Origin of the sequence: Pseudonocardia sp. CA-107938 (assembly GCF_050936315.1) — a bacterium.
Taxonomy (GTDB): Bacteria; Actinomycetota; Actinomycetes; order Mycobacteriales; family Pseudonocardiaceae; genus Pseudonocardia.
Window position 1 is genome coordinate 2,899,315 of the sequence record NZ_JBNJNA010000001.1, and the last position, 24,939, is coordinate 2,924,253.

The following is a 24,939-nucleotide window of genomic DNA, read 5'->3' on the forward strand; positions in this document are numbered from 1 at the left end:
GTGCAGCTCCGCTTCTCGGCGTCCGACCACGCGCTCACCGTTCTCCGGTGGGGGCTCACGGTCGCCGTCGCGGTCGTGGCGATGTGGACCGGCGCGATGTTGCTCGCGTCGCCCGCCTCCGCCGCCGTCGTGGTGCCGGTCGCCAATCAGTCCTTGGCGAAGGGAGGTAAGAGCAAGGGCGACAGCAGCGGCAGCAAGTCGGAGAAGAAGGGCGACTCCGGCGAGAAGAAGTCGGAGAAGAAGAGCGACTCCGGCGAGAAGAAGTCGGAGAAGAAGGGCGACTCCGGCGGCAAGAAGTCGGAGAAGAAGTCGGACTCCGGTGAGAAGAAGTCCGACAAGAAGAGCGACTCCGGTGGCAAGAAGTCGGAGAAGAAGAGCGACTCGGGCGAGAAGAAGACCGAGAAGAAGTCCGAGAAGAAGACCGAGAAGAAGGCCGAGAAGTCGTCCGGCTCCGGGACCACGACTCAGGCTTCCTACTCCAAGCCGGTGAAGGGCGAGGAGAAGTCCTCGACCGAGAAGGCTCCGAAGAAGGCGTCCAACGGTGGGGCGGCCGACAAGGCGTCCACGAAGAAGGATGCCGACAAGAAGACGGCGACGAAGGCATCGACGACGCCGGCGAGCACGAAGAACGGTTCCGGCGCGAAGGCCGCCACCAAGAAGGACGCGAAGAGCGACTCCGCGGATGGCGCCGCGTCCAAGAAGACCGAGAAGACGGCCAAGACCGAGAAGGCCGAGAAGACGTACGACAACTCGGCGAAGCAGACCGACAAGGCGCTCGCCGCGCAGATCAAGGCCGAGAAGAGCGACGCAGCACTCGCCAAGGCGAAGAAGCAGCGCGCGGACGGCAAGATCTCCGCGAAGGCCTACGCCAAGGTCGTCGCCGCGAACAAGAAGGCCAACGCCGCAGCCGACAAGCAGGCGGACAAGCTGTCGGCGGATCGGGCGAAGCTGGTCGATACCGTGGTCAACGGTCAGCAGGCGCTCGCGAAGCGCGAGGCCGCATTGGCTGCGGAGAAGAAGAAGGTCGCCGCGGGCAAGCTCTCGAAGGCCACCTACGACAAGCACGTCAAGGCGTACGAGGCGCAGCAGGCGAAGGTCTACAAGGCGACCGCGAAACTGCAGGACCTCACGAACCACGAGACCGACGGCGTCACCGTCGGCAAGAAGGGTTCGGCCGCGGGTTGCGACACGAGCGGCGCGTTCGTCGAGTGCAACGCGGTGAGCAACGCGAAGACCGGGCAGAAGACCGACAACTGCCTGGCCGTCGCCGGGGTGTCGTCGGGTTGCTCCGCATCGACCACCGGCACCAACACCAAGGGCTCCGCCAAGTGCGACCTGGCCGGTGCCGATCAGGGCTGCGGCAGCAAGGCGACGCTCGGCAAGAAGACGACGGCGAAGGTGCAGTGCTCCGGCCGCGCCAGCGGGTGCGCGCAGAGCGTCAAGGCCGACGAGTCCGGCGCGTCGATGGTGTGCGAGACGCGCACCGGGAAGTGCTCGGGCATCACCACCGGGCCCGGCGCGGCCGGTGCCAAGCAGACGAAGCAGGCCGCGGCGACGAAGGCCGTGCTGACGTCGGCCACCGCGACGTGCACGGGGCGGTGCGCCATCAACGGCACCGCCGACAAGGCGGGCGCCACGGCGGGCTGCCAGGCCGACAAGGGCGTCTGCGACGCGCGCAGCACCGGCACCCCGGAGAAGGCGGCGAAGGCCGCCGCCGTGAAGCCGGCGAACCTCCAGAAGGCGAGCGGCACCGGGCACTGCGCGGTCGGCTCCGGCGGCTGCGCGATCGAGACCCGCGTCGAGCTCGGCGAGCAGGGCCCGGCGGGTCAGATCGCCGCGACCGCGAACGTCGACTGCGCCGACGGCGCCACCCGCTGCTCGGGCAAGGCGGGCGTCACGACGGGCCGCGTCGCCACCGCAGCGGGGGCGATGAAGGTCGGCGCGAAGGGCACCAAGGTCGGCCCGGCCTCCGCGAAGACCAACGGGGCCGCCACGTGCACCGCCAAGGCCGCCGACTGCCAGACCGGCAGCACCTCGCGGATCGAGGCCGGCGCCACCGACGGGGCGACCACCGCCGCGGCCGACCGGCTGGCGACGAGCACGGTGCACGCGCAGGTCGACTGCGCCGACGGCGCCCGCTGCTCCGGCACCGCGACGACGAAGACGAACGCCACGATCACCGGCGACCCCGTCAAGAACAAGGCCGCGAAGGGCAAGGCGGCCACTTGGACGGCGGCGGTCCGCACCACGACCGGTTCCGCGAAGTGCGCGGCCACCGCCGGCGGCTGCGGCGTCGACGCCGAGTCGACGGCCAACGACACCGCGGCCACCGCCGTCGATGCCGCCGGCAAGGCCACCACGCGCCGCGTGCTGGCGGCGACGAGCACCGCGTCCGGCGAGATCGACTGCGCCGCCGCGACGTGCAAGGGCACCGTCGGCACCGCGACCTCCGGCACGGCGTCCGGTGACGTCCGTGGTGTCCGGGCGAGCAAGGGCACCGCCGACTGCGCCGCGCTCGGCGCCGGGGGCGCCTGCACCGCCGACATCCGCACCGACGTCACCGATCGGGGTACCACCAAGGCCAACCCGGTCAGCGTGACGAAGGCCGAGGCGCAGGTGCAGTGCACCGACGCCGCCGCGTGCGGTGGCACGGCGAAGACGGCGACGAGCGCGCTCGACACCGCGGTCACCGCGAAGTGGCGCGGCACCGGCGCGACCGCGAACTGCGCCGTCAAGGGCGGCGGCTGCGCCGGCACGACCACCTCGGCCGCTTCCAGCGCACCCGACTACGTCAAGATCGACCCGAAGACCGGCAAGCCGCTCAAGGGCCAGCCGACCACCGGCCCGTCGGGGACGTCGACGGCGAACGCGACCATCGACTGCGCGACGGCCACGTGCTCCGGCACCGTGAAGACGACGTCGACGGCGTTCGGCGGCGCGGTGACCGAGTCCAAGCCCCGCACCTCGACCGGCTCGGCCACCTGCACCGCCGGTGGCGGCACCTGCCAGCTGCAGGCCACCTCGGTCGCGTCCACGGGCGCAGGCGCCGTGCAGGACCTGGCCGGCGCCCAGGGCGTCAACGCCAAGCGGCTGGTGGCCGGGCCGTCGGCAGCGTCGGTCGCCGGTGGTCTGCTCCTGTGCGACGGCGGCGCCTGCACCGGCAAGGTCACCAGCGCCGCGACCGGCACCGACCCCGTGACCTCGCCGAACGCGCGCGGCTCGATCGGGCGAGGCTCGTGCGAGGGCGTCGCGGCCGGCATCTGCCAGGCCGTCACCAACGCCGGCGCATCGACCGGCCCGGACGCCGCGCGCATCGCCCCGATCATGAAGGCGGCGTCGACGAAGAACGCCACGGTCACCAGCGAGCAGACCGGCGACCAGGGCAACCAGGACCAGAAGAACGGCCAGAACCAGCAGCCCGCGACGCCCGTCGCCCCCACCGCGCCGGGCTCGAGCGCGAGCGGCGGGGCGGCGACGGTCGCCGGCGCGTCGAGCTGGTCGATGGCCGACGCGACGCTGGACTGCACCGGCAACGCCGGCGCGTGCAAGGGCACCGCCCGCAGCTCCGCCGTCGGCATCGACGGATCGAAGGGCGTCAACGGGGCCACCGGTGCGCGCGGCCCCCCGGCTGGCGGCGCCGCCACCACAGCACGCTGCACCACCGGGCAGTCCGACTGCCTCGCCCAGACGAGCTCCACCGCCGGCGCCGGCCAGGTCGTCGCCGACATCGTCAAGACCCAGAACAAGAACGCTGCCGAGCAGGCAGCCGCCACGGCCAGGACGGCCGCGGAGGCAGCAGCAGAGGCACGGAAGATCGCCGCCCAGCCGGGCGCGACCGCCAAGCAGAAGAAGGCGGCCGCCGCCGCGGCGAAGACGGCAGCGCAGGCCAGGAAGACGGCCACCGCTGCGGCCAGGACGGCCAAGGCACCGGTCAAGAACGCGCCTGCCACGCTGGCGCAGTCCGACGCCACCGCGCAGTGCGCGAGCACGGGCTGCACGGCCGCGACGACGGGCACCACGTCCGGGCTCGCGGGTGTCTCGCGCACGGCCGCGACGTGCAAGGCGGCCGCCCAGGGTTGCGCCGTCACGAGCAACGCCGCTGCGACCCTGAGCCGCAACATCGGCACCGCGAAGAAGCCGGTCGCCGGCCTGTCGGGCACCGCGCAGGCGAGCTCGACCGCGCAGTGCCCCGAGAAGGGCTGCACGGCGACGCTGACCGCGAAGGCCGCCGTCAAGGCCGGGCCGGCCGGGCAGCAGAGCCGCTCCACCGGCAACGGTGCGACCGCGTGCACGGGCACGGCCGCGTGCACCGCGCAGATCGCGGCGGGCACCACCGCGACGCTCCCCGCAGCGGGCACGAAGGCCGCCAAGCGGTTCGCCACCACCAGCGCCTACGTCACCGCGGCGTGCGACAACGGGACGAAGGCCGGCTGCGCGACCCGCGCGACGTCGAAGACGGTCGCGGCCGGCGCGGCGAAGGTCAGGGCGACCGGCACCGCCACCTGCAAGACGGCCGGGTACTGCCAGGCCAGCACCGTCGGGACCGCTGCCAAGGACGTGGCGCAGGTCCAGGCCGCCTGCGCCGGCACCGGCTGCCGGACCCGCCTCACCGGAACCGCGAAGGCCGCCTCCACCGGAGGCCGGAACACGGCCAAGGCGAACTCGGCGTGCACCGCCGGCGCGAACGGGCAGTGCGCCGGCACCGTCCTGGTCGGCGCGAGCGCCGCCGGCGCGCAGGCCGGCGCGTCCTGCGCGGCGACGAAGGGCTCGCGGTGCAGCTACGCGTACCGGGCCGAGAGCCACGCCCGCGCCGGCGGGGCGCGCGCCGACGCCGTCGGCTTCGGCCGGGGCAAGGTCGGCGGCGGCCAGGCCGCCACGTCGGCGTCCGCGAAGAGCGGGCCGGGCTACGCCCAGGCGGCGGCGTCCTGCTCGGGGACCAAGGGCACGAACTGCCACTACCGCTACTCGGCGACGGCCTCGGCCGCGGCGAACAGCGGGGCGGCACGGGCGGCCGCGCACGCCCACGGCTCCGGTGCCGGCCGGATGGGCGGCGGGTACGTCGCGGTCACGGCACAGGCGTCCGCGAACGGCGGCCAGGCCAGCGCGGCCGCGTCCTGCCAGGGCTCGAAGGGCACGAACTGCCACTACTCCTACTCGGCGACGGCCGCGGCCGCGGCGAGCAGCGGAGGGGCGCGGGCGTCCGCGTACGCGCACGGGTCCGGTGCCGGCGGGATGGGCGGCGGCTACGTCGCCGTCAGCGCGCAGGCGACGGCGAGCCCCGGCCAGGCCAGCGCGGGGGCGTCCTGCCAGGGCTCGGCGGGCACGAGCTGCCACTACAGCTACTCGGCGACGGCGGCCGCGTCGGCGCAGAACGGGTCGTCGAAGGCCAACGCGTACGCGCACGGCGCGGGCAGCGGCGGGATGGGTGGCGGCTGGGTCGGCGTCAGCGCCCAGGCAGCAGCCGGCCCCGGCTACGCGAACGCCGCGGCGTCCTGCAGCGGCAGCGCCGGGACGAGCTGCACCCACAGCTACTCGGCGAGCACCTCCGCCAGCGCCAAGGACCCGACGACCGGTGCCAACGCCCACGCCTCCGCGAGCGGCTCCGGCGGCGGTGGCATGGGCGGCGGCGGGGTCGCGGTCACCGCCACCGCCTATGCCAAGGGCAACCACGCCGAGGCCGCGGCCAGCTGCTCCGGTGCCGCGAACTGCGCCGCCAGCTACTACGCGCACGCCGAGGCGAACGACCACGCCGTCGGGCCGAACGGCCGCTGGGACGCGCACGGCGAGGGCACCTGCTCGGGCAGCGGCAACGGGGGCTGCGGGGTCACCGCCTACGCGAAGGCGGCCGACCCGAAGCAGGGCGGCGGCGCCGGCGCGATCTGCACGGGCAACTGCGCCAACTTCACCCAGGCCGGCAGCTACAACCGGTTCACGGCCTTCCAGCCCAAGCCCCAGTCGACGACCGGGGTCAAGGGCAAGAACCCCGTCGAGGAGCTGAAGGGCCTCAAGGGCAAGCAGCACGGTGCCGCCGTCGAGGTCACCGAGGGCAAGGACGGCAAGGAGCAGCTCACCCTGGTCGTCCGCAACACCGACGGCACCACGACGACGAAGACGTGCGCGATCCCGTGCGCCGACGAGCAGAACGCCGACGGCGTGGTCACCGTCAAGGGCAAGGACGGCCAGAGCGCGTCGTACGACACGGAGAAGAAGCAGGGCTCGTTCACCAACCCGTCGGTCAAGGGCAAGCCGAACGACACCGGCACCGGCACCGCCGGGGTCGGCGGTGCGCGCGACCAGAAGGGCAACGGCAACGGCTGGGTCAAGGGCAACGGCACCCTGCACGACGGGGTCAGCGGCTCCACCGTCACCTACACGCCCAAGGATCAGAAGACCCGCAACACCGCCACCTTCATGGGCGGGAGGAACGCGGCGTTCGCGACCAACTGCACCGGTGCCTGCACCATCAAGGCGCCGAACCCGGTCAAGCCGAAGACCGTCGACATCGTGAAGATGCAGGGCTCGGGCGGCACGTTCGTCGGCCGCGACCGGGCCGGCAACCCCGCGTCGATCACGATCAAGGACAAGGGTTTCTTCCAGTCCGCGGAGGGCGACAAGCTCACCCTCACGAAGGGCGCCGCGGCCATCGTCACCCGCAACGGGGCCGGCCTCGGCGGCTCCATGACGATCCAGGGCGTCGGCAAGAACGGCGCCGGCGCCGGCATGATCCTCCCGGCCGAGGGCGGCATCCTGAACTGTGCCGACTGCGCCAACGCCACGCACTACACGCCGACCGCCAAGGGCAAGGGCGGCATCAACACCTGCACGGTGTCCGCGGGTGGGGGCAGCTGCCAGGGCGTCAGCCCGGGCAAGGGTTCGCTCTTCGACACCCAGTACGTCAACGCCGGGAAGAAGGGCACCGCGGCGTTCGTCCAGTACCTGCGCGACAAGGACGGCAGCGGCGGCGGCGCGGTCGCGTTCACCACCGGTGACGGCTGGGCCAAGGGCACCGACGCGTACGGCAACTGGGTCGAGGCGAAAGCCGCGGACAACGGCAAGGACGGCAAGGGCAAGGGCGGGACGAGCCTGCTCTACGCCGAGAGCGACGGCTACAACCAGGGCCAGGCCTGCACCGGCGACTGCAAGGGTTCCGACCCCGAGTCGCGTCGCCTGCGGTGGATCGACCCCGGCAAGGACGTCACCGAGGCGCTGGGGATGTCCGACCTGGTCCAGCAGAAGCTCAAGCCCGGCGTCTTCGGCCCGCCCGGCTACACCCGCGAGGGCTCGCAGACGCTGCTCGACCGCGGCAAGGCCGTCTTCCAGTACACGAAGAGCCAGAGCCACGTGCGGTGGATGGCCGAGGTCGGCAACGCGAAGATCGCGCCGGTCGCGCAGGACATGAAGGCGGCCAAGAAGGACGGCGTCACCGCCAAGGAGCGGTCGGCGCTGGTCAAGGAGGTCGACGCGCTCGACCCGAAGCTGCGCAAGCGCGTCGGGCTCACGCAGGACGCGGTCGACACGATCCTCGCCGTCGACGGGACCCGGAAGACGTCGATCGACAACGTCGAGCGGCAGCTGGCCGGCGACCCGAAGCTGGTCGCGGCCCTCAACCCCGCCTACACCTACGACCCCAAGCGCCCGCCGACCGACGCCCAGAAGACCGTCGCCAAGAACAACCTGCTCGACGCGCAGGACAAGGTCAGCGGGCTGCGGAAGCAGCTGAACGACGTCGCCGACGCGCTGGCGCCCGAGCAGGCGGCGTACGAGAAGCGGCTGGACAAGTACAACGCCGCGGTGAAGAAGTACAACGCCGGGCAGGGCGGCGACAAGGCGGCGCTCGACAAGGAGCGGGTGGCGCTCGGCAAGGCCGCGGACGCGCTCACGAAGAAGGCGGACGCGAAGGCGCGGCCCATCCAGGAGAAGCTCCGCCAGGCCCAGGGCGTCGTCCAGGACTACGACATGGCCGCGGCACTCGCCGGCGGCGACGCGTCCTACGCGAAGAACCTCGCACTGGCCCGCAAGAACGCCGACGCGGTCGCCGGCTTCGGCGACGCGCTGCCGGCGGCGAAGACGGCGAAGGCCGCTGCCCAGAACGGGAAGCTGCTGGGCTTCGCCAACGGCGTGGCCGCCGGCTACACAGCAGCGGCGGTCGCCCCGCGGGCGCCCGCGAACAAGCTGCACGACATGCAGCTGCCGTCCACGGGCGCGCCCGACCTGGCGCTCGGGCTGCGCGCCGACGCCGGCTGGTCGTACTTCACGAAGCTGCGGAAGGCCGACGACAGCCCGTTCGAGGGCTTCAACGACGATCAGCTCTCCAACGTGGCCGCGCTGTGGCAGTCCGGCAACGGCCAGAGCCTCGCCCGCCAGCCGAGCGTGCCCCAGACCGCGAAGCAGGCCATCACCCTGATCGCCGGCCCGGACGGCAACCAGAAGAACGTCGACTCGTTCTTCCAGCGGATCAACCAGACGAACGGGGACCGCGGCAGCTACAACGCGCTGCGGTCCGGGCTGCCGAAGGACGAGCAGGGGAAGCTCGACGACTTCCTCGACGAGAAGGACCCGAAGAGCGTCACCGGGTTCTTCAAGTTCCTGGCGGAGGGCGCCGGGTGGACGGCCAAGCACGTCCCGCAGGCGGTCGACGACTGGGCCGGGCCGACCGTCGAGAAGTACGCCGGGAAGACGTCGCGCAACGTCGTCCACACCGCTGCCGGCATCGTGGGAGGCGTCGTCGCGCTCCCGGGCACCGTGTACGGCGGCGCCTTCTTCGAGGGCTACAACGCGGCCGCCGCGGCGAAGGGCGCCGAGCCGCTGCGGGTGCACGCGCTCCCTGGGCAGGCGGGCAGCGACTTCGCCGAGAAGCACCCGGGCACCAACACCCTGGTCGTCGCGCCGGCGAAGAACTTCTGGGGCATGGTCAGCAACGGGCCGGGCCACGCCTGGAACGAGTTCAAGAACGACCCGCTGAAGGCGACGGTCGACGTCGCCGGCCCGGCGCTCCTGCTGACGCCGGTCCGCGGCTTCGCCGCCGGCCGGGCTGCCGGCGCCGCCGGGCTGGCCGACGTGCTGCGGGTCCGGGCGGCCGAGTACGGCGCCGGTACCGCGGAGGCGAGCGCGCTCACCGCGCGTGCGGCCGGCCTGGAGCGGACGGCCGGGCGGTACAACACCGCCGCCCGCGTCGTCGGCGCGCCGGTTGCGGTCGCGATGGCACCCTTCAAGGTCTTCTCGGTGCCGGCGCGGGTGGGCGCGGTCGGCGTGCGGGCCGTCGCGGCTCCCGGCGCGCGGCTCGCCCAGGCCGCAGGGAACGGGCTCCGCGGGGCGGCCGACGGCATGACCGCCGGCAGCCGCTCCGCGCGGGCAGCGGGCGCGGCCGCCACCGGCCTGCAGCGCACCGCGGGCGGGCTGGCCACCACGGCCGAGGCGGCGCGGACCGTCAGCCGGGTCGGGCTGCTGCGCGCGACCGGGCCCGCGGCCGCCTACGACCGGCTCGGTGCGAACCCGGCCGCGACGCGCGCCCGGCTCGACGCCGCCTACGCGAACCGCTCGCAGGCGCTGGCCGAGGCGGGCGGCCGGGTCACCCGGCAGGGCCGGGCCGACCCGGTCCGCGCCGCCCGGCAGGACGCGCTCACCGAGGCGCGGGCCCGGGTCGCGGCCGAGCGGGAGGTGGCGGCCGGTCCGGCGGCCGACCGCATCGTCGAGGCCGTCCAGCAGGCCGGCCGGAACGTCGCGGCCGACCGGTTCGGTGGCACGATCACCGTCCCGGGCGCCGGCGCCGAACCGGGGGCTGCGGTCGAGGGCGGGGTGGCTCGGGCGGGGGCGCCCGAGGGGCCGGCGGTCGGCGAGGTGGCCGCCGACGGCGCTGCGGTGCGGGCAGGCGAACCGGTGCCGGGTGCTCGGGGTGCGGCCCCGGCTGCGGTCGAGGGCGGCGCGGCTCGGGCGGGGGCGCCCGAGGGGCCGGCGGTCGGCGGGGTGGCCGCCGACGGCGCTGCGGTGCGGGCCGGCGAACCGGCGCCGGGTGTTCGGGGTGCGGCCGAGGCCCGCGCAGGGCGGACGGGGGCCGTGGGGCCGGCAGTGGGTGAGGTCGCCGGTGAGGGCGTCGTCCGTGCGGGCGCTGCGGAGGCTCCGGCTGCCGCGGACGGCGGAACGGTGCGTGCGGGTGCCGCCGAGGCTGGTGCGGCTCGTGCAGGCCAGCCGCAAGCAGGGGCGCCGGCCGGCGAAGCGCCCGTCGCGGGTACCGGCGCTGCGCCCGGCCCCATCCTGATGGACGCGGCCCGGCGCGACGCAGAGGCCGGCGCCCGGGGCGGTGCGCCGCCTGCCGGGACCGTGCAGGAGGGTGCCGGCCGGCTGAGTGCCGGCGGCGGGGCGCCCGGCCCCGGTGCGCCACGGCCGGCCGCAGCGGCGGTTGCCAGCGCGCTGGGTCGGCTCGCCGACCGCGTCCACGGCGTTATGGTGGCCGGGCGAGCCTTCCGGCCGGTGGACGAGCTCGCCAGGCTGCTCGGTGCGCCGCAGGAGGCGGTCATCGCGGCGGTCGAGGGCGACACCGCCCTCGCAGCAGCCGCAGAGGGCACGCCGTTCGGGGCGGGTCGGTACGCGGTCGGCACGTTCGACGGCGTCACCTACGTCTTCCGGCCGGTACGGGGCGCCGCCCAGGAGGGGGTCGCCCGGCCCGGCGAGTCGCGTCCGCAACGAGCAGCAGAGACCCCCGGACCGTCGCCGACCGACCTGCCCATCGGTCTCGGCGGCCGACGCCCGGCCGAACCGGCGGCGCCGCCGACCGGGGGTGCGGCGGCCGCGGGCGGTCAGGTCGGCGGGGCCGGCGGCAGCGGGACCCCGCTGGCAGCGCTGCCTGGCGAGGCCGGGCGGCCCGGGGCACGGGGCGCGGCTGTCGCGCCGGAGGCTGCGCGGCAGGGCGGGGGAGTCAAGGACCCGGCCGTCTCGGAGCGTGGTCCTCCGGCGGGCACGCGCTACCACTACACCGCACGGGTGTCGTTCGACACCGGTGCACGGACCGCAGCGGCTCCGGCGAAGGCCGACGCAGCGCAGCTGCGGGGAGGCGGCGATGCCGCTCGCGCTGCGGCCGACACGAAGGCCAACGCCGAGCAGCGCGGGATCGTCGCGAAGGCGCGGCGCGGCACCGTTGCGCTGGCTGCTGCGGCCACGTTCTTCGGCGGGCTGTTCCTGCCGGCGGAGAACGCACGGGCAGCGGAGGTCGCGCGGCCGAACGCGGTCGCGACCGCGCACGCGGGCGAGCTGCCTGCGGCACGGGCCGGCGAGGCACCACGGCTCGACGCCTCGACCGCGCGGACCGGCGGCCTGCACGCTGCCGACACGGCGCGGCTCGACACCCACGCGGCACGGGACGGTGGCCGGCTCACCGACATCGCACACGTCGACGCCCAGCAGAACCGTGCGCAGAATCGTGCGCAGAACCCGGACCGCACACCGACGCGGGTGGTCGTTCCGCCGATCTACTACACGCCCGGGTACGACTGGCGCTGGATCCGCGAGCACGGCAGCCTGCCGGACCTGCGGGTCAACGCGACCCGCGAGGTCTTCAACGGCGACACGTACCGGACGCCGGTCGTCCGGGTCCCCTTCGTCGGGATCAACATCGTCACCAAGGCGGTGGACCACGAGGGGCCGATGGCCGACCACGGTGCGGTGTTCCGTGCCGGCGGCGCGTTCACCCCGGGCGCCGACCTCGACGCCGGCCGCCCCGCGCACGTCTCCGCGCGGCAGTGGGAGCGGATGGACGACGCCGGCCGCGCCGAGGCGATGCGCCAGCACATGGCCGAGGTGCGCGAGCACCGGGCCCGGCAGCAGATCCAGGCCGACGGTGACCTGCTCCTCGTCCACGTCACGGGCGACCGGATCGCCGCCCTGACCGCCCAGGCGGGTGCCGACGAGCGGGGCGCGCAGGCCCGGTCCGAGGCGGCCGCGCTGGTCCGCGACCCCGGGTACCAGGCGGCGCTCGCGCGCTACGAGCTGCGCACGGCCCGCGCGGAGGCGGCCGACCAGCGCATGGCGCATGCCGTCGCGGCACGGAAGGCCGCGGAGGCGCGGACCGCGGTCGGGGAGGGCGAGGCCAGGGTCGCCGCCGCACGCGCGGCCGGCCTGCCGGTCGACGGGGCCACGGCCACGCTGCAGGCGGCGGTCGCGAACCTGGCCGCGGCACAGGAAGCGGCCGCGGCTGCCGAGGCGGCTGCACGGGACGCGCAGGTCCGGGCCGATGCGGCGGATGCCCAGTTGCGGGCGGCCGAGGCGCCGCTCCCCGTCCAGCTCGCCCAGCGCGTCCTGGACACGGCGATCGAGCAGCTCCGAGCTGCCCGGCAGGCGCTCGCGGACGCCGAGCGGGCCGAGCGCCGGGCCGCGGTCATGGCCGAGCAGACGTGGGTGGGCCGGGCGCAGGCCCGCGCCGACCTCGCTCAGGCGAAGGCGGAGACCGAGCGCGCCCGCGCGGCGGTCGAGCAGGCCGCGAAGGACGCGAAGGACGCGGCGAAGCGGGTCGCGCAGGCGGCGCCGGCCGCGTCGATGCCGCGGTGGCCGGCCGGCGAGCTGGACGCCAGGGCCCGCCGCGCCCTGCTGCGCGCCACCCTCATCGTCGGATGGTTGGACGCGGCCGGTGCCCCTGCCGGCCTCCACGAGCTGCTCGACACGACCGTCGCAACGCGGGCCGCGGCGCCGGCGCGCCGGCTCCACACGGAGCTGCGTGGCCTGCTGCGGGCGTACTGGACGTCCGAGGCGGTTGGTGCGGCGACGATCGCGGCGTTCGCGGACCGCCACGGCGTGCTCGGCTGGGACGCGGCCGCCCAGCAACAGCTGCTGAACGCGCTCGGCCGGCTCAGCGGCACCGTGCCGCAGCACTGGCCGGGCCGCGAGCCGCGGCGTCCCGGTGCCGGCCGGCTCGGCTGGTGGACGCGGACGCCGGGTGCCCCGCTCGCCCTGCCGGGTGCGCTCCAGGCCGCCGGGGTCGGGCTCGGCGCCGGCGGGTTCGCGACCCTCTTCGCGACGGGCCTGCTCGCGCCGCTGACCGCTGCCGCAACGGTCGTCGCCGGCGGGCTCGCCGCCCGCCGCCTGCTCGCCGGCCAGCCGATCCGCGGGCCGCCGGGCCGCGGCGTCGTCCTCCTCGTCGCGTTCGCCCCGGCCGCGGTGCTGGCCGCCGGGCTCGCGATGGCCGCAGCGGTCGGCGTGCCCGGCGCGCTGCTGGCCGGTGGTGTCGCCGGAGCCACGGGTGTGGCGGTCGCGATCGGTGCTGTGCTCGCCTGGCCGGGCGTCCGCGTCGATGGCTCTGTGGCACCCGTTTCGTCGGGGTCGTCCGGCTACGGCCCGCTCGTCGTCGGCGGCCACTTGGGCGGCGCGGACGAGCAGATGCTCCGCCGGGCGGTGGCGCTGCTCGCGCCCGTCGCGCCCCTGCGGTTCGCGCAGATGTTCGGGGTCGGGCCGCTCGACCTGCTCGTCCACGAGGTCGGCACGGCCGAGCTGCACGAGGCATTGCGGGCGGTCGGGCACCCGAACCCGCAGGCGATCGGCGACATCCTCATCGGCTTCGGGTGGCGCGGTCCGCACGGCGCCGAGATCGTGATGCCCACGTCCGTCCTCGCGCGGATCTCGGCGCACCTCCGTGCGGGGCGGCTCACCGAGGAGTGGTTGCAGGCGTTCGCTGCCCACGAGGCCGCGCACGTCGCGCGTGCCCCGTTCACCGACCACGACGCGGAGGCCGCGGCGCTCGCCGACGCCTTCGTGGAGGCGGAGAAGCTGGCTCAGGCCAGGCCGGCGCTCATCGCGCTCATCGAGCAGCGCTACCGGCTCAGGCTGGCCCAGGTGCAGCTCGCCGGCATCGAGGAGTATCCCGCCGCGAACGCGTCCCACCAGCAACGACGTGTCGCACTGCGCGTCGAGCTGGTGGTCGGTTTCGCCAGGGCCGGCCTGCTCGACGACGCCTGGGCCGGCTTTGCGCAGCTGCCGCAGACCGTCGCCGCCGATGACCTCGGACGGGCCGCGACGGCGCTGGCGACTGCGACGTTCCGGCAGGAAGGTGCGCCGCGACTGGCCGGCCGAACCTCCGGGCTTCCCACCGCACGGCAGCAGGACGCGGTCCGGGCTGCCGCCGAGCTGGTGGGGGCCGGCGCATCCGCGGCTGCTCCCGGCCCGACCCTCGGCGAGGTCCTCCGGCAACGGCCCGGCCGCGGGATCCCCGACACCCTCGACAACGTTCGCGCCCTGCTGGACCGCGCCAGGGCGCTCGCGGATGCGCGCGATGCGGCCGGGATCGACCGGTCGGAGTCGTTCGAGGACCAGCTGCGGCTCGCCGACGCCGACCCGATCCGGGGACCCGAGTACCGGATCATGATGCTGATCGGGAACGCGCCGCTCGCAGGCGGCGTGACCGCCGAGTTCGTGTCGGCGATGTGGACCGCGATCGGCCGCGTGGTGACCCACACCGACCGCTGGCTGCCCGAGGTGAAGGAGCTCCTGCAGCTCGGTCCTGCGCTCCTGCGCAGGCCGTTCGTGCGCGGGGAGCCCGGTGACTGGGCGTTCCTGGACCAGCCGGGGTGGGTCGCCGAGATCCTGACCGACGACGGGCAGCCGCCCGCATGGCTGGCCCGCCACTGGCGGCAGCGCGCCGACCGGCTCGACAAGGTCGCGCTCGGGCTGGCGGCGGCGCAGGCGCTGACCACCGTGAACCTGCTCGGCCACCTGCCCAGGAGCCGACGCTCGGCCCCGATGCTCGCGGCCGCGCTCACGATGTGGACGTCACCGGCGCTGACGGACCTCGACGACGCGCTCGCGCGCCTCGCCACCGCGGTCCCCACCCGGAGCCCGTCCGCGCGTTCCCACTTCGTCGGGGCGTACTTCGAGCTGACGCAGCGGTTGGTCGCGATGGCGCCGATGCTGCGGCCGGGCGGCCATCTCACGACCGTCGTCGCGGCGATCTACGGGCTGCAGGACCGGATGCTCCCCGATGACCTCGACAGCCCGGCCATGCCGGAGCGCGCCCGGGCGCCTGCGATCGATCGGTTCGTCGCGACGCTGGACGCGTACCGGGAGCGCGTCACCGAGAGCCCCTGGACGGCGGGTTCCGACCTGCGGGCCGTGCTGGTGGACTACCGCCTGATCGCGGACGCGCAGACGATCGCAGTGCTCGACGAGTACGAGACGAACCTGCGCTCGACGGGATCGCGGGAGCTCGCCACGGAGGCGGCCCGGAACGTGCTCGGGCAGCGCTGGCGTGCGCTCCTGGGTGACCGGGTCGTCGTGGCGCGCGACGGTGCGCCCGCCGATCTGGAGGTCACGCTCAGGGACGGGCGGACGGGCCTGCTCGGCGTCGCGCAGGACCCGGTCGAGATCATGCATCTCGGCCACGAGCTGGTCGACACGGCCGGCGGCAGCGTGTCCTGCCTCGGATGCCGGGGCGAAGCGAAGTCCGTCGACGTCCAGGGCTACCTGAACCACCCGCGCGTCGCGGTTCTGTACCTCTGGGAACGGAACGCGGACGGCGGCCGCGGCCGGCGACTCGCCCGGGTCGCGGTCTTCCGCACCGACCGCGGGTTCCTGCCCATCAGCAACCTGTACGTCCGGGAGGACTTCCGCGAGGACCCGGCGTTCGCGTTCAACGCGTACCTGGAGCGGTGGTCTCGGGCGGCCGCCGTCCCGCTCCTCCAACCGCTCGACGCCGGCGACCGCTACGTCGCGTGGCTGAAGCTTCCCGAGGGCGCGCGCGATCACGCCGAGCAGGAGCTCCTGCTGCCGGCCGACGGGGTTGCGGGCTTCTGGATGGACCTGATCTGGGCGCAGGCGCAGTTCCCGCGGGAGCTGCGGACACGTCTGAGGGTCTTCACCCCGCCGGCGGTCGACGACGAGGCCGCGCGGCGGCTCGGCGAGCAGATCGTCACGATGTTCGAGAACCGGCCGCCGCTGCAGGTGACGACGGAGGCCGACTCCGCGGGGCTGGCCGAGCTCGCCGGGTTCCTGCGGGTCCCGCCGGCCGCGGTGGCCGCTGCGGTCGACGCGTCCCCGTACCTGGGGCTGTACGTGGTGGACGGCGCCCAGCGCGTGGTCGTGGCCCGCCGGGCCGCGATCGACGCCGGGTTCGTCCTCACCGAGGTCGACGGCGCGCCGGCGCTGGTGCTGAACGGGCCGGCGGGCGAGCTGGTCATCGACGGCCGGCAGGCGGTGGTGGCGGCCCGCGACCACGGCATGACCGCGGCCGGCTACGTCGCCGACATGCTGGTGCGGACGGCCCGGCGCTGGCTGCCCGACGCGGCCGCGGACGTGTTCTCGACGCTGGCCGAAGGCTGGCTCGCCCAGACCGGCGCGACGGCCACGGTCGGCGAGCTCGCGCTGCACCGGATGGACCTCGGTCGGCCGGTCGCAAGGCTCCCGCGCTCGGGCGGCGGCGTGACGGACCTGCTCGACCTGCAGACGTGGCAGCTCGACCCGAACCGCCTGCTCGTGCTCGGGCTGAACCCGGCAGCCCGCGACGACGGGTTCGGTCCGGCGATGTCCGGCGTTCGCCCGCTGCGTTCCCTCGTCCGGATCCAGAACGGCCGCGCCATCGGTTCCGGCGTCGTCGTCCGGGAAGCGGGGGCGGGCCGGCCGGCGCTGATCCTGACGGCCCTGCACGTCGTGGTCGACAGCGGTGCCGGCGCGCTGCTGGCGAACGGGCATCCGGTGCAGCGCTGGGTGTCGTTGCCGACCGCCGGCTACGGGCCGCTCCGCGACCTCGCCGACGTCGCTCTGCAGATGAACCGCGCGGAGCAGGGACAGTGGGCGATGGAGACCATCGACCTCGCGCTGGTCGAGGCCGACCTCGACCTCCCGGCCGTCCCGACCCGCACCGTTCCGCTGGGTGTCGGCGAGTCGGTCGTGTTCGCCGGCTTCCCCGCCGGGCACCGGCTGGCCGTCCAGGCCCCGATGATCGGGTTCCCGGCCGGCCACGCGGTCAACCACATGCTGATCCGGCACGGCGGCTCCGGCGGACCCGCCCTGGACGCCGCCGGACGGATCGCCGGGATCCTGTCGTTCTACCGCGGGCTCGACTCGTACCTCGTCGGTCACGACCTGGTCGGCGCCTTCGTGCCGCGTGCGGCGGCACTGCTCGACCACGGCGGCCCGCGGGCTGGCGGCTTCGAGCGGGCAGCGGACGGCTCGTGGTTCGGCTGGAGCGATTCGCAGGCCGGGCCGACGGCCGACACGCTCGACCTCGGCCCGCGGCCGGGCGGTGACTCCGGCGCAGCGACCATCGGGCAGGTGCTGGCCGTCGCCGCGGGGGCCGCGGTCGTCGGTGCCGGGGTCGCCGCCGCGCACGGCGTGCTGCTGCCGGCCGTCGCGGTCGTCGCCGGCGTCGGGGCGTGGCTCGGGACGCGCGCGCCGCAGGTGCTGCATCGCTTCGCCGGCCGCATCGCTGTCGTGGCGGCTGCCGCCGGGATGCTGCTGCTCGGCACGCCCGGGCTGGTCCCCGTCACGTACGGGCAGGTCGGATCGGTCACGGCGCAGGCGGTGCTCGCTCAGCAGCCCTACACCCCGGCCGAGGTGGCTGCCGCGCTGCGCGTGACGGTGGCGGAGCTGCGCGCGGTCAACCCGGGCCTCGCCCGGTACGGCGACCATGACCGGCTCCCGGCGGACCTGGGGCTGGTCGCGCCGGCCGGCGCCCGGTGGACGGTCCAGCCCGGTGACTCGCTGTCCCGCATCGCGGGGCTCTTCGGGTTCGCGGACTGGCACGTGATGGTGGACGCCAACGCCGCACGGATGGCCGGCCGCGACCCGAACGTGATCCGGCCGGGGTGGGTGCTCCGGCTGCCTGCCGGTGCCGTCGCTCCGGGCCGGCCGACGCCGCCGGTCACGCCGCGGCCGACCCAGCCGACGCCGACCGACCCCGCGCCGAGCACTCCGCCGACGGCCGGTGCCACCCCGTCGCCGTCCGGTGCGCCGGCCGCGCCATCCCCGTCGCCGTCGACCGGTCCGCCGGTGCGGGGCCCGCCCGGCGGGTCCGGTGCGTGGTGGGTGACCGCGGCCGGGCTGGTCGCTGCTGCAGCGGCCTGGTTCGGTGGGCGGGCGCTGCTGCGCGCCTTCCGCGACCGGGCAGCGACCGGTCGCAGGTCGACGGCCGCCGCGAACGGCGTGCCGTGGTTCGCGGTCGGCGGGACGGTCGCCGGCTTCGGCATCGCGCTCGGCGGGCTGGTGGCGCTGGTCGCGGCACCCGGCGCCGGCGCGGTCGTGGCGGCGGTCGGGCTCGCGGTGGGTGCCTGGGTCGCCGACGAGGCGTTGCGGTCGCTGGTGGGTCCGTCGCGTCTTCGGACGGCGCTGTCCGGCATGCGCGCGCGGGTCGCCGGCCTGCCGTGGCGCGCGATCGCGGGGACCGTCGGCGGCTTCGGCGTGGCCGTGGCCGGGCCGGCCGCGCTGGTCGCGGCGCCGGGTGCGGGCACGGTGGTGGCTGCGGTGGTCGGGCTCGCGGTGGGTGCCTGGGTCGTCGACGCGGCGTTGCGGTCGCTGGTCGAGCCGCGGGCACCGGTGGCCGGCCGGGTCGCCGGGGCTGTCCTGCGGCTGTGGGTCCGCGCGGGTGCCGTGGGGGCCGTCGGCGCCGTGCTGGTCGACGGTGTGCGGGACGGCATCGCCGTGGCGCGGCTGCTGGGTGGCGTGGCGCGGCTGTGGCTGGGCGCGGCTGCGGCGGACGTGCGGGCGTGGGTGCGGGGCCAGCCGTGGCGCGCCGTCGGTGCTGCCGTGGCCGGGTTCGGCACGGCGGTCGGTGGGCTGGTCGCGCTGGTCGCGGCGCCGGGTGTGGGCACGGTGGTGGCGGCGGTGGTCGGGCTCGGGGTGGGTGCCTGGGTCGTCGACGCGGCGTTGCGGTCGCTGGTGGAGCCGCGGTCGCCGGTGATCGGCCGGGTCGCGGGTGCTGTCCTGCGCCTGTGGGCCCGCGCGCGTGCCGAGCGCACCCTGCGCGCCGCCGTGGCCGCGGCGATCAGCGCTCGCGACACGCCGGCGCGGGCGCTCGGCGAGGCGCGGGCGCTGGTGACGGAGCTGCGCACGCGGGGCGTCCGTTGGGTGGTCGGCGCCGATCCCGCCGCGGACGCGGTCGACCGGGTCGCGGCTGCGCTCGGTGTCCGCCCGCTCGTCGTCGCAGCGCTGGTCGCAGACGGCGAGCTGCCGGCGACGACGGTGCTCGGCCCCGCCGAGGGCACGTTCGACGAGCGGCTGGAGCGGCTGGGTGCCGCGCTGACCGCAGCGCTCGACCAGGTCGACGCCCGCACCGCCGAGGCACTGGCCGGCCGCGCGGCCTTCGGGCCCGCGATCGTCGCCGCCGTCGTCGACGCCGCGGCGGCCGGCCTGCACCCGCGCAGAATCGCCCGGCACGTGGGGCTCACGGCCGAGCAGGTCGGCGACATCGTCCGGCACAGCGGGCACCGCGGTGACGACGACGGCGACGGGCCCGCGATCGGCGGCGGCACCGGCGGCGGACCGGTCGCGCCGGGCGGTGCCGGCGGTGCCGCGCTCGGCCCCGACGGCGCCGGTACCCGCCAGATGGGCGCGAACGGCACCGCTCAGACGCGGGCCGCGACGCCGCGCGCCAGGAACCACACGGCGCAGCCGCGGGCGCCGCCGCTGCGGCAGCGCATCCTCGATCACGGCTGGCTGCGGCCGGCGCTGCTCCTGGTCGGCGGGACGGCCACCGTGCTGGCGCTGCGGCACGGGGTCGAGCCGAACGGGGTCGTCGCCGCCGGCGTGCTCGGGTGGCTGCCCGCCCGCCGCAACGCCCGCGCCGCCGCCCGTGCGGCGGTCGCGGCGGCCGACGACCGGCTGGCCCGGCACGTCGACGCCGAGCGTGGCGCTCGGCTGCACCTGCGGCTGGTCCGCGAGCAGCTGGAGACCCTGGAGCGCTGGGCTCCCGGGCTCGCGGAGCGGCTGCGGGCGGCCGGCTGGCGCGACGACTGGATCGTCGACGAGCTGGTCGACACGCTCGGGGCGCCTGCTGCGCTGATCCGTGCCGAGCTCGCCCAGCCGGCCGACCCGGCCACCGTGGCGATGCCGGACGTCCTGCGCGAGGCGCTCGACGACCCGGCGACCACGGGCGGAGCCGCGCTCTACGCGGCCGAGCAGGCCATCGCGGAGCTCGAGGACGCGCTGCGCACCGCGCTGGGCGCCCGCGAGGTCGCCGGCGCCAACCTCGCCGCCGCCCGCCGGGCCCACACCGCGGAGGTCACCGCCGCGGCCACCGCGGCGACGGCGGCCCGGGTCGCGCCCCGCGCCGTCGCCCGGATCACCGGCCTGCCGGCGGCCCCGCACGGGCTCCGCGTGCAGGCGGTGCGCGTGCGCCACCGGGTCGCGCGGGCGGTCGGCTGGGACGTGCCGATGCGGGTCACGCCGGCGCGGGCCCGTGCCGGTGCCGGTGCGCTGATCGGGATGGGCTTCGGGTACGGCCTGTGGGAGTCGGGCCCGGTGAACCACGTGGTGGCCGGAGCGGTGATCGCCGGCTCGGCGGTCGTGGCTCTGCGGGTCTGGTGGTCGGCGCGCAGGATGCGCGCGCCGCCCGCCACGGGCTGGCAGCAGATCCGCACCACGTGGATCCCCGCGGCGCTCCCGGCCGCGATCGAGCTGGGCCGGTGGCTGCCGGGCGCCGTGGTCCGGTTCGCGGACTGGTTCGTCCACCAGCCGGGAGCCGCGAACACGGCCAAGTCGGTGGTCGTCGCCGTCGTGGTGTCGGCGCCGCTGGCCTGGCGGTACGTGTACCTCCGGCTGACGGCGAACCGGGCCAAGGGGATGCACGTCTGGCCGCGCCGGACCGCGCTGCGCTCGGCCGGCCTGGCCGCGCTGGTGTCGGCGGTCAACACGATGCTGGCCCTGTCGGCGGTGTCGCTGGTGGCGTGGCTGACGGCGGCGCCGTGGCTGGCCCACCTGCCGCTGTGGATCAAGCAGCACGAGTTCTGGGCTGCGGCCATCGCGGCGTTCGTCGGCTCGGCGGTGCAGCGGCGCAACACCGGTGGGCAGCGCACCTGGTTCGCGCTGATCGCGGGCGCCTACGCGCCGGTGACGAAGGTGCTGCTGGCCTGGGCCGCGGTCAGCTCGGTGCCGCACGACTGGGGCGCCTACTTCGGCGGCTCGCTGTGGCTGTACCTGGCGGTCGCCGGTACCGCGGCGTTCGTCGGCGACTACGTCGTCGCGTACGGCGCGCGCGCCGGGCAGCGGCTGTTCCGGAACGTGCAGCGGTGGCTGCGGCGGGTCGGCATCCGGACGAGCCTCGGCGAGCGGGGCGGCGTCTGGACGTGGGCGTTCCTGCACGTGCAGATCCACCTGATGGGCTGGCAGAACAAGAAGCGCCGGGACTGGGACTCGCGCACGCACCCCGACTGGGTGGTGTCGGCGATGAAGCTCGACGGCTTCATCGGCGCGGCCCTGACGTACCTGATCGTGCGGCCGTTGCCCGGCCACCACGACACCGTGGGCTCGGTGGCGCTGCGCGTGGCGGCCGCGGCCGGGGTCGTGCTGGTCACCTGGTGGGTGCGCAACTGGGCCGAGCGCAAGCTGGACATCCTCGGGTACGTCAGCTCCCGGTCGATGGAACGGCGCCCCCGGCCGCTGTTCGCCCACCGGCGGGTGCACCGGCGGATCGAGCCGATGCGGCTCGACCGGCTCGGCGGCGCGGAGCCCTACCGGGACCTGCTGGTCGAGCTGGTCGCGCTCGCCGACCCCGACCGGACGGATCCCGCAGCGGCCCGCGAGCGGGCCGTGGCGCAGGTCGCCGACCTCGGCGACCCCGCGGCCGCCCGGCAGCTGGCCGCCACCGTCGCAGCCCAGCTGTCGATCGCGCTGGCGACGCGACCGTCGCCGTCGGCGGACCTGCTCGCGCTCACCCGCGTTCCGGGCCTGGAGCGCGAGGGGCAGCAGGTGCTGGCTGCCTGGGAGCGCCGCCACGAGCAGCACCTGCACGCGCTGGCGACGGCCCTGATCGTGCTGACCAGCACGCGTGCCGAGCTCGCCGGGGCGGCCGGACGGATGGGCGGGCCGGACGGCGAGGTCGTCACCTTCCTGTCCTTGCTGCTCGACGAGCTGCTCACGCCGACGAACCTGCAGCGCCTGGAGCTGTCGGCGGAGGACCGGGCGCTGCTCGGCCTGCCCGGGCCGGTGAGCACGGTGCAGCGCTTCCAGTGGGAGCGCCGCCTGACCGACGCGATGCAGCAGCGCCACGAGCTGCGCATCGAGTACTACGAGCAGCACCTGCTGCCGTTCCTCGACCGCTGGCGGGCGGGGCTCACCGGGCAGGAGCGGCTGCGCGTCGAGCTGTGGATCCGGCGCGCGGAGGGCGAGCACTTCAGCGAGATCGCGCGCACGATCGACGAGCGCGGGCTGGTGTCGGCGCGCGCGCTGATGCGCCAGCGCCGCTACAGCCTGGCCAACGCGATCACCGCCGAGCGGACCCGGCTGGCCGACCCGGCGATCAACGGGGAGCGGGCCGAGATCGCCGAGCGGCTCGCGCTGTTCCTGCGTGTGGACGCGGCGCTGGCACTGACCCACGCGTCCGCCGGCATCGCGGAGGAGATCCTGCTCCACGGGCGCGAGCGCGACTTCTGGCGCGAGGCGCTCGACCGCGCGCTCGCCGCGCCCCCGGGGCAGCGGTTGGCTCCCCGCTCGCTGCTGCCGGTCCTGCTGACCGTCGCCGACAGCGGCGCCCCGGTCACCGCCGGCGCGGTCGTCGCCCGCCTCGGCGGCCGGGCTCGGCAGCGGCAGGCCCAGCTCGACCTGCTCGTCGCGATCGGCGCGCTCGAACGGGCCGACGCGGGTGGCTTCCGGCCCGTCGAGATGCTTTCCGACGCGTGGCGGCAGGCCAACCCGCGGCTGCGGCACGCGGTGTGGACGAGCCCGTTGCTGCTGCCCGCCGCGGCCGGCATGCGGTGGCTGACGGCGCGGGGCAACGCGCACCGCACGCGCCTGACCGAGGCGCAGCGGGCCGAGGCCGAGCTGGCGTTCGCCACGCTCGTCGAGGTGCTGATCACCGGCCAGCAGGTCGTGTTCCAGCACCACTCGCCGGGCTTCCGGCAGGACGTCACCCGGCTGTGGCGGTGGTGGACCGGTCGCCGCTACCAGCGCGCGCACCCGATCGCGCGGGTGCAGCCGGTTCCCGCCGCCGCCCGCACCGCCGGCACGTTCGCGCTGGCCGCGGAGCTGTACCGGGCCCGGCTCGCGGCCGCCCGAGCCACCCGGGAGTGGCGGCGGGCCGAGTGGGCGTGGGAGCGGCTGCGCCGCGCCCGCCGCCACGACGCCCCGGCCAACGCCCCGCCTGGGCGGCACGACCTGCGCGCCGCGGACACCTCCGACCACGAGTTCTGGCAGGCGCAGCTCGCCATGGTCAGTGCCCGGGAGCGCCGGGTGTTCGCGTACGAGGACCTCCAGGCGCTCGTCACGCGGCTCACGACCGTCGACCACCCGTCGGTCAGTGCTCGCCCGGCGCTGCTGTCCTGGATGCTGGAGACGGCGGCCCACGTCCTCGAACGCGGGCCGCGGGAGCACGCGCCGGACCCCATCTCGCTGGTCGAGCTGGACCGGGCCGTCGACGCGCTGCGCGCCGCACGGCGGGCGCTGCGGGTCGCCGTGCCCGGCACGGTCGAGCACGAGAACGCGCTGTTCCAGGCCTGGGTCGCGCTGCGGGCCTTCGCCGCCGCCGAGTTCGCGGCCTACCGGGACAAGCTCGAGTACCAGCTCCTGCCCCGCGGCCAGATCCGGCAGGGCCGCCGGATCGCCGCCCAGCTGGCGGACGGTGCCCCCGACCGGCTCGGCGACGTGTCGACGTACCGGCCCGCCGAGCTGCCCGTCGACTCCACCCCGAGCCGGGCCAGCATCACCAACCACGACAACGCGGACGCGACGCGCAACTCGGTGCGCTTCGCGCTCCCCGTAGGGGCTCCGGCCGTCGCGGCCGTGAGCGACCCCGGCGCCGCCGGCGGCCGCAACGAGGACGCCGTGGCCGGCGACGTCGACCCGCTGACCGGGGTGCGCACGCTCGCCGTCGGCGACGGGCTCTCCAGCGGTTCGTTCTCCTGGTGGGCGTCGCGGGCCGCGGTGGACATCCTGGTGGCCGAGCTGGCCCGTACCGAGGTGCTGGCCGCGCTGACCGACCCGGCGGTCGGCCAGAACGACCGTGACGTCGCGGCGCTGCGGGCGCACCGGATCGCGGCGGCGGTGGCCGGCGCCCGGGTCGCCGCGCTCGCCCGGCCCGGCCAGATCTACCAGCCGGCCACCGCGTACCTCGCGGTGCAGGTCGTCCCGGCTGCGCCGGGGTCCGGCCGGCTGGCCACGCTGGTCGTCTCCCACCTCGGCGACTCCCGCGCGTACTGGGTCCCGGCCGACGGGAGCGCGCCGAGGCTGCTCACCACCGACCACGTGGACACGGCCGGTGGCCTGACCGCGTTCCTCGGGGAGGACCCCCGCGTCGCACCGGCCGTCGGCATCCACCCGATCACGCAGCCGGGCGCCGTCGTCGTGCTGACCGACGGCGCGCACAGCGCCTTCGCCGACGAGGCCGAGATCGGCACCACGATCGGGACGGCGTGGAACGACGCCGAGGCGGCCCGCGAGCGCCTGGAGCGCCAGGTGGCGACGGCCGGCGGGGACAACTTCACGATCGGCGTCGCCCCGGTCGCGGACGTCGGGACCGGCGGCGCGGTGGCCATCGGCGGGCTGACCGAGCAGCAGCGGTCGCTGATGCTGCGCGTGCTGCCGGTGCTGGCCCCGTTCCTGCGGCCGCTCGCCGAGTTCGCGCACCCGTTGCCGGCCGGGCCGGACCCGGTGCTCGTGCTCGACGCGGACCGGGACCTGGCCGGCTCGGGCCTGGGCGCTGACGACCTCGCGGCGTTGGCGGGGATCCTGCGCCGGCTCGTGCTGTTCGGCTGGCGGGACGCGGGCGTCCCGGCGGCTGCCGGCGGCGTCCGGGTGATCACCCGGGCGATGCTGGAGGAG

General features: G+C 75.9%; 1 protein-coding gene (only partly in view). It reads left to right on the plus strand.

The annotated features are described in order from the left end of the window. Nucleotides 1-24,939, plus strand: partial view of an MFS transporter gene (locus ACQEVB_RS14615; protein WP_432970522.1) — the 5' portion only. It continues 13,989 nt past the right edge of the window; only the first 24,939 of its 38,928 coding nucleotides appear in the window; it begins with the start codon at nucleotides 1-3; its stop codon lies beyond the right edge, outside the window.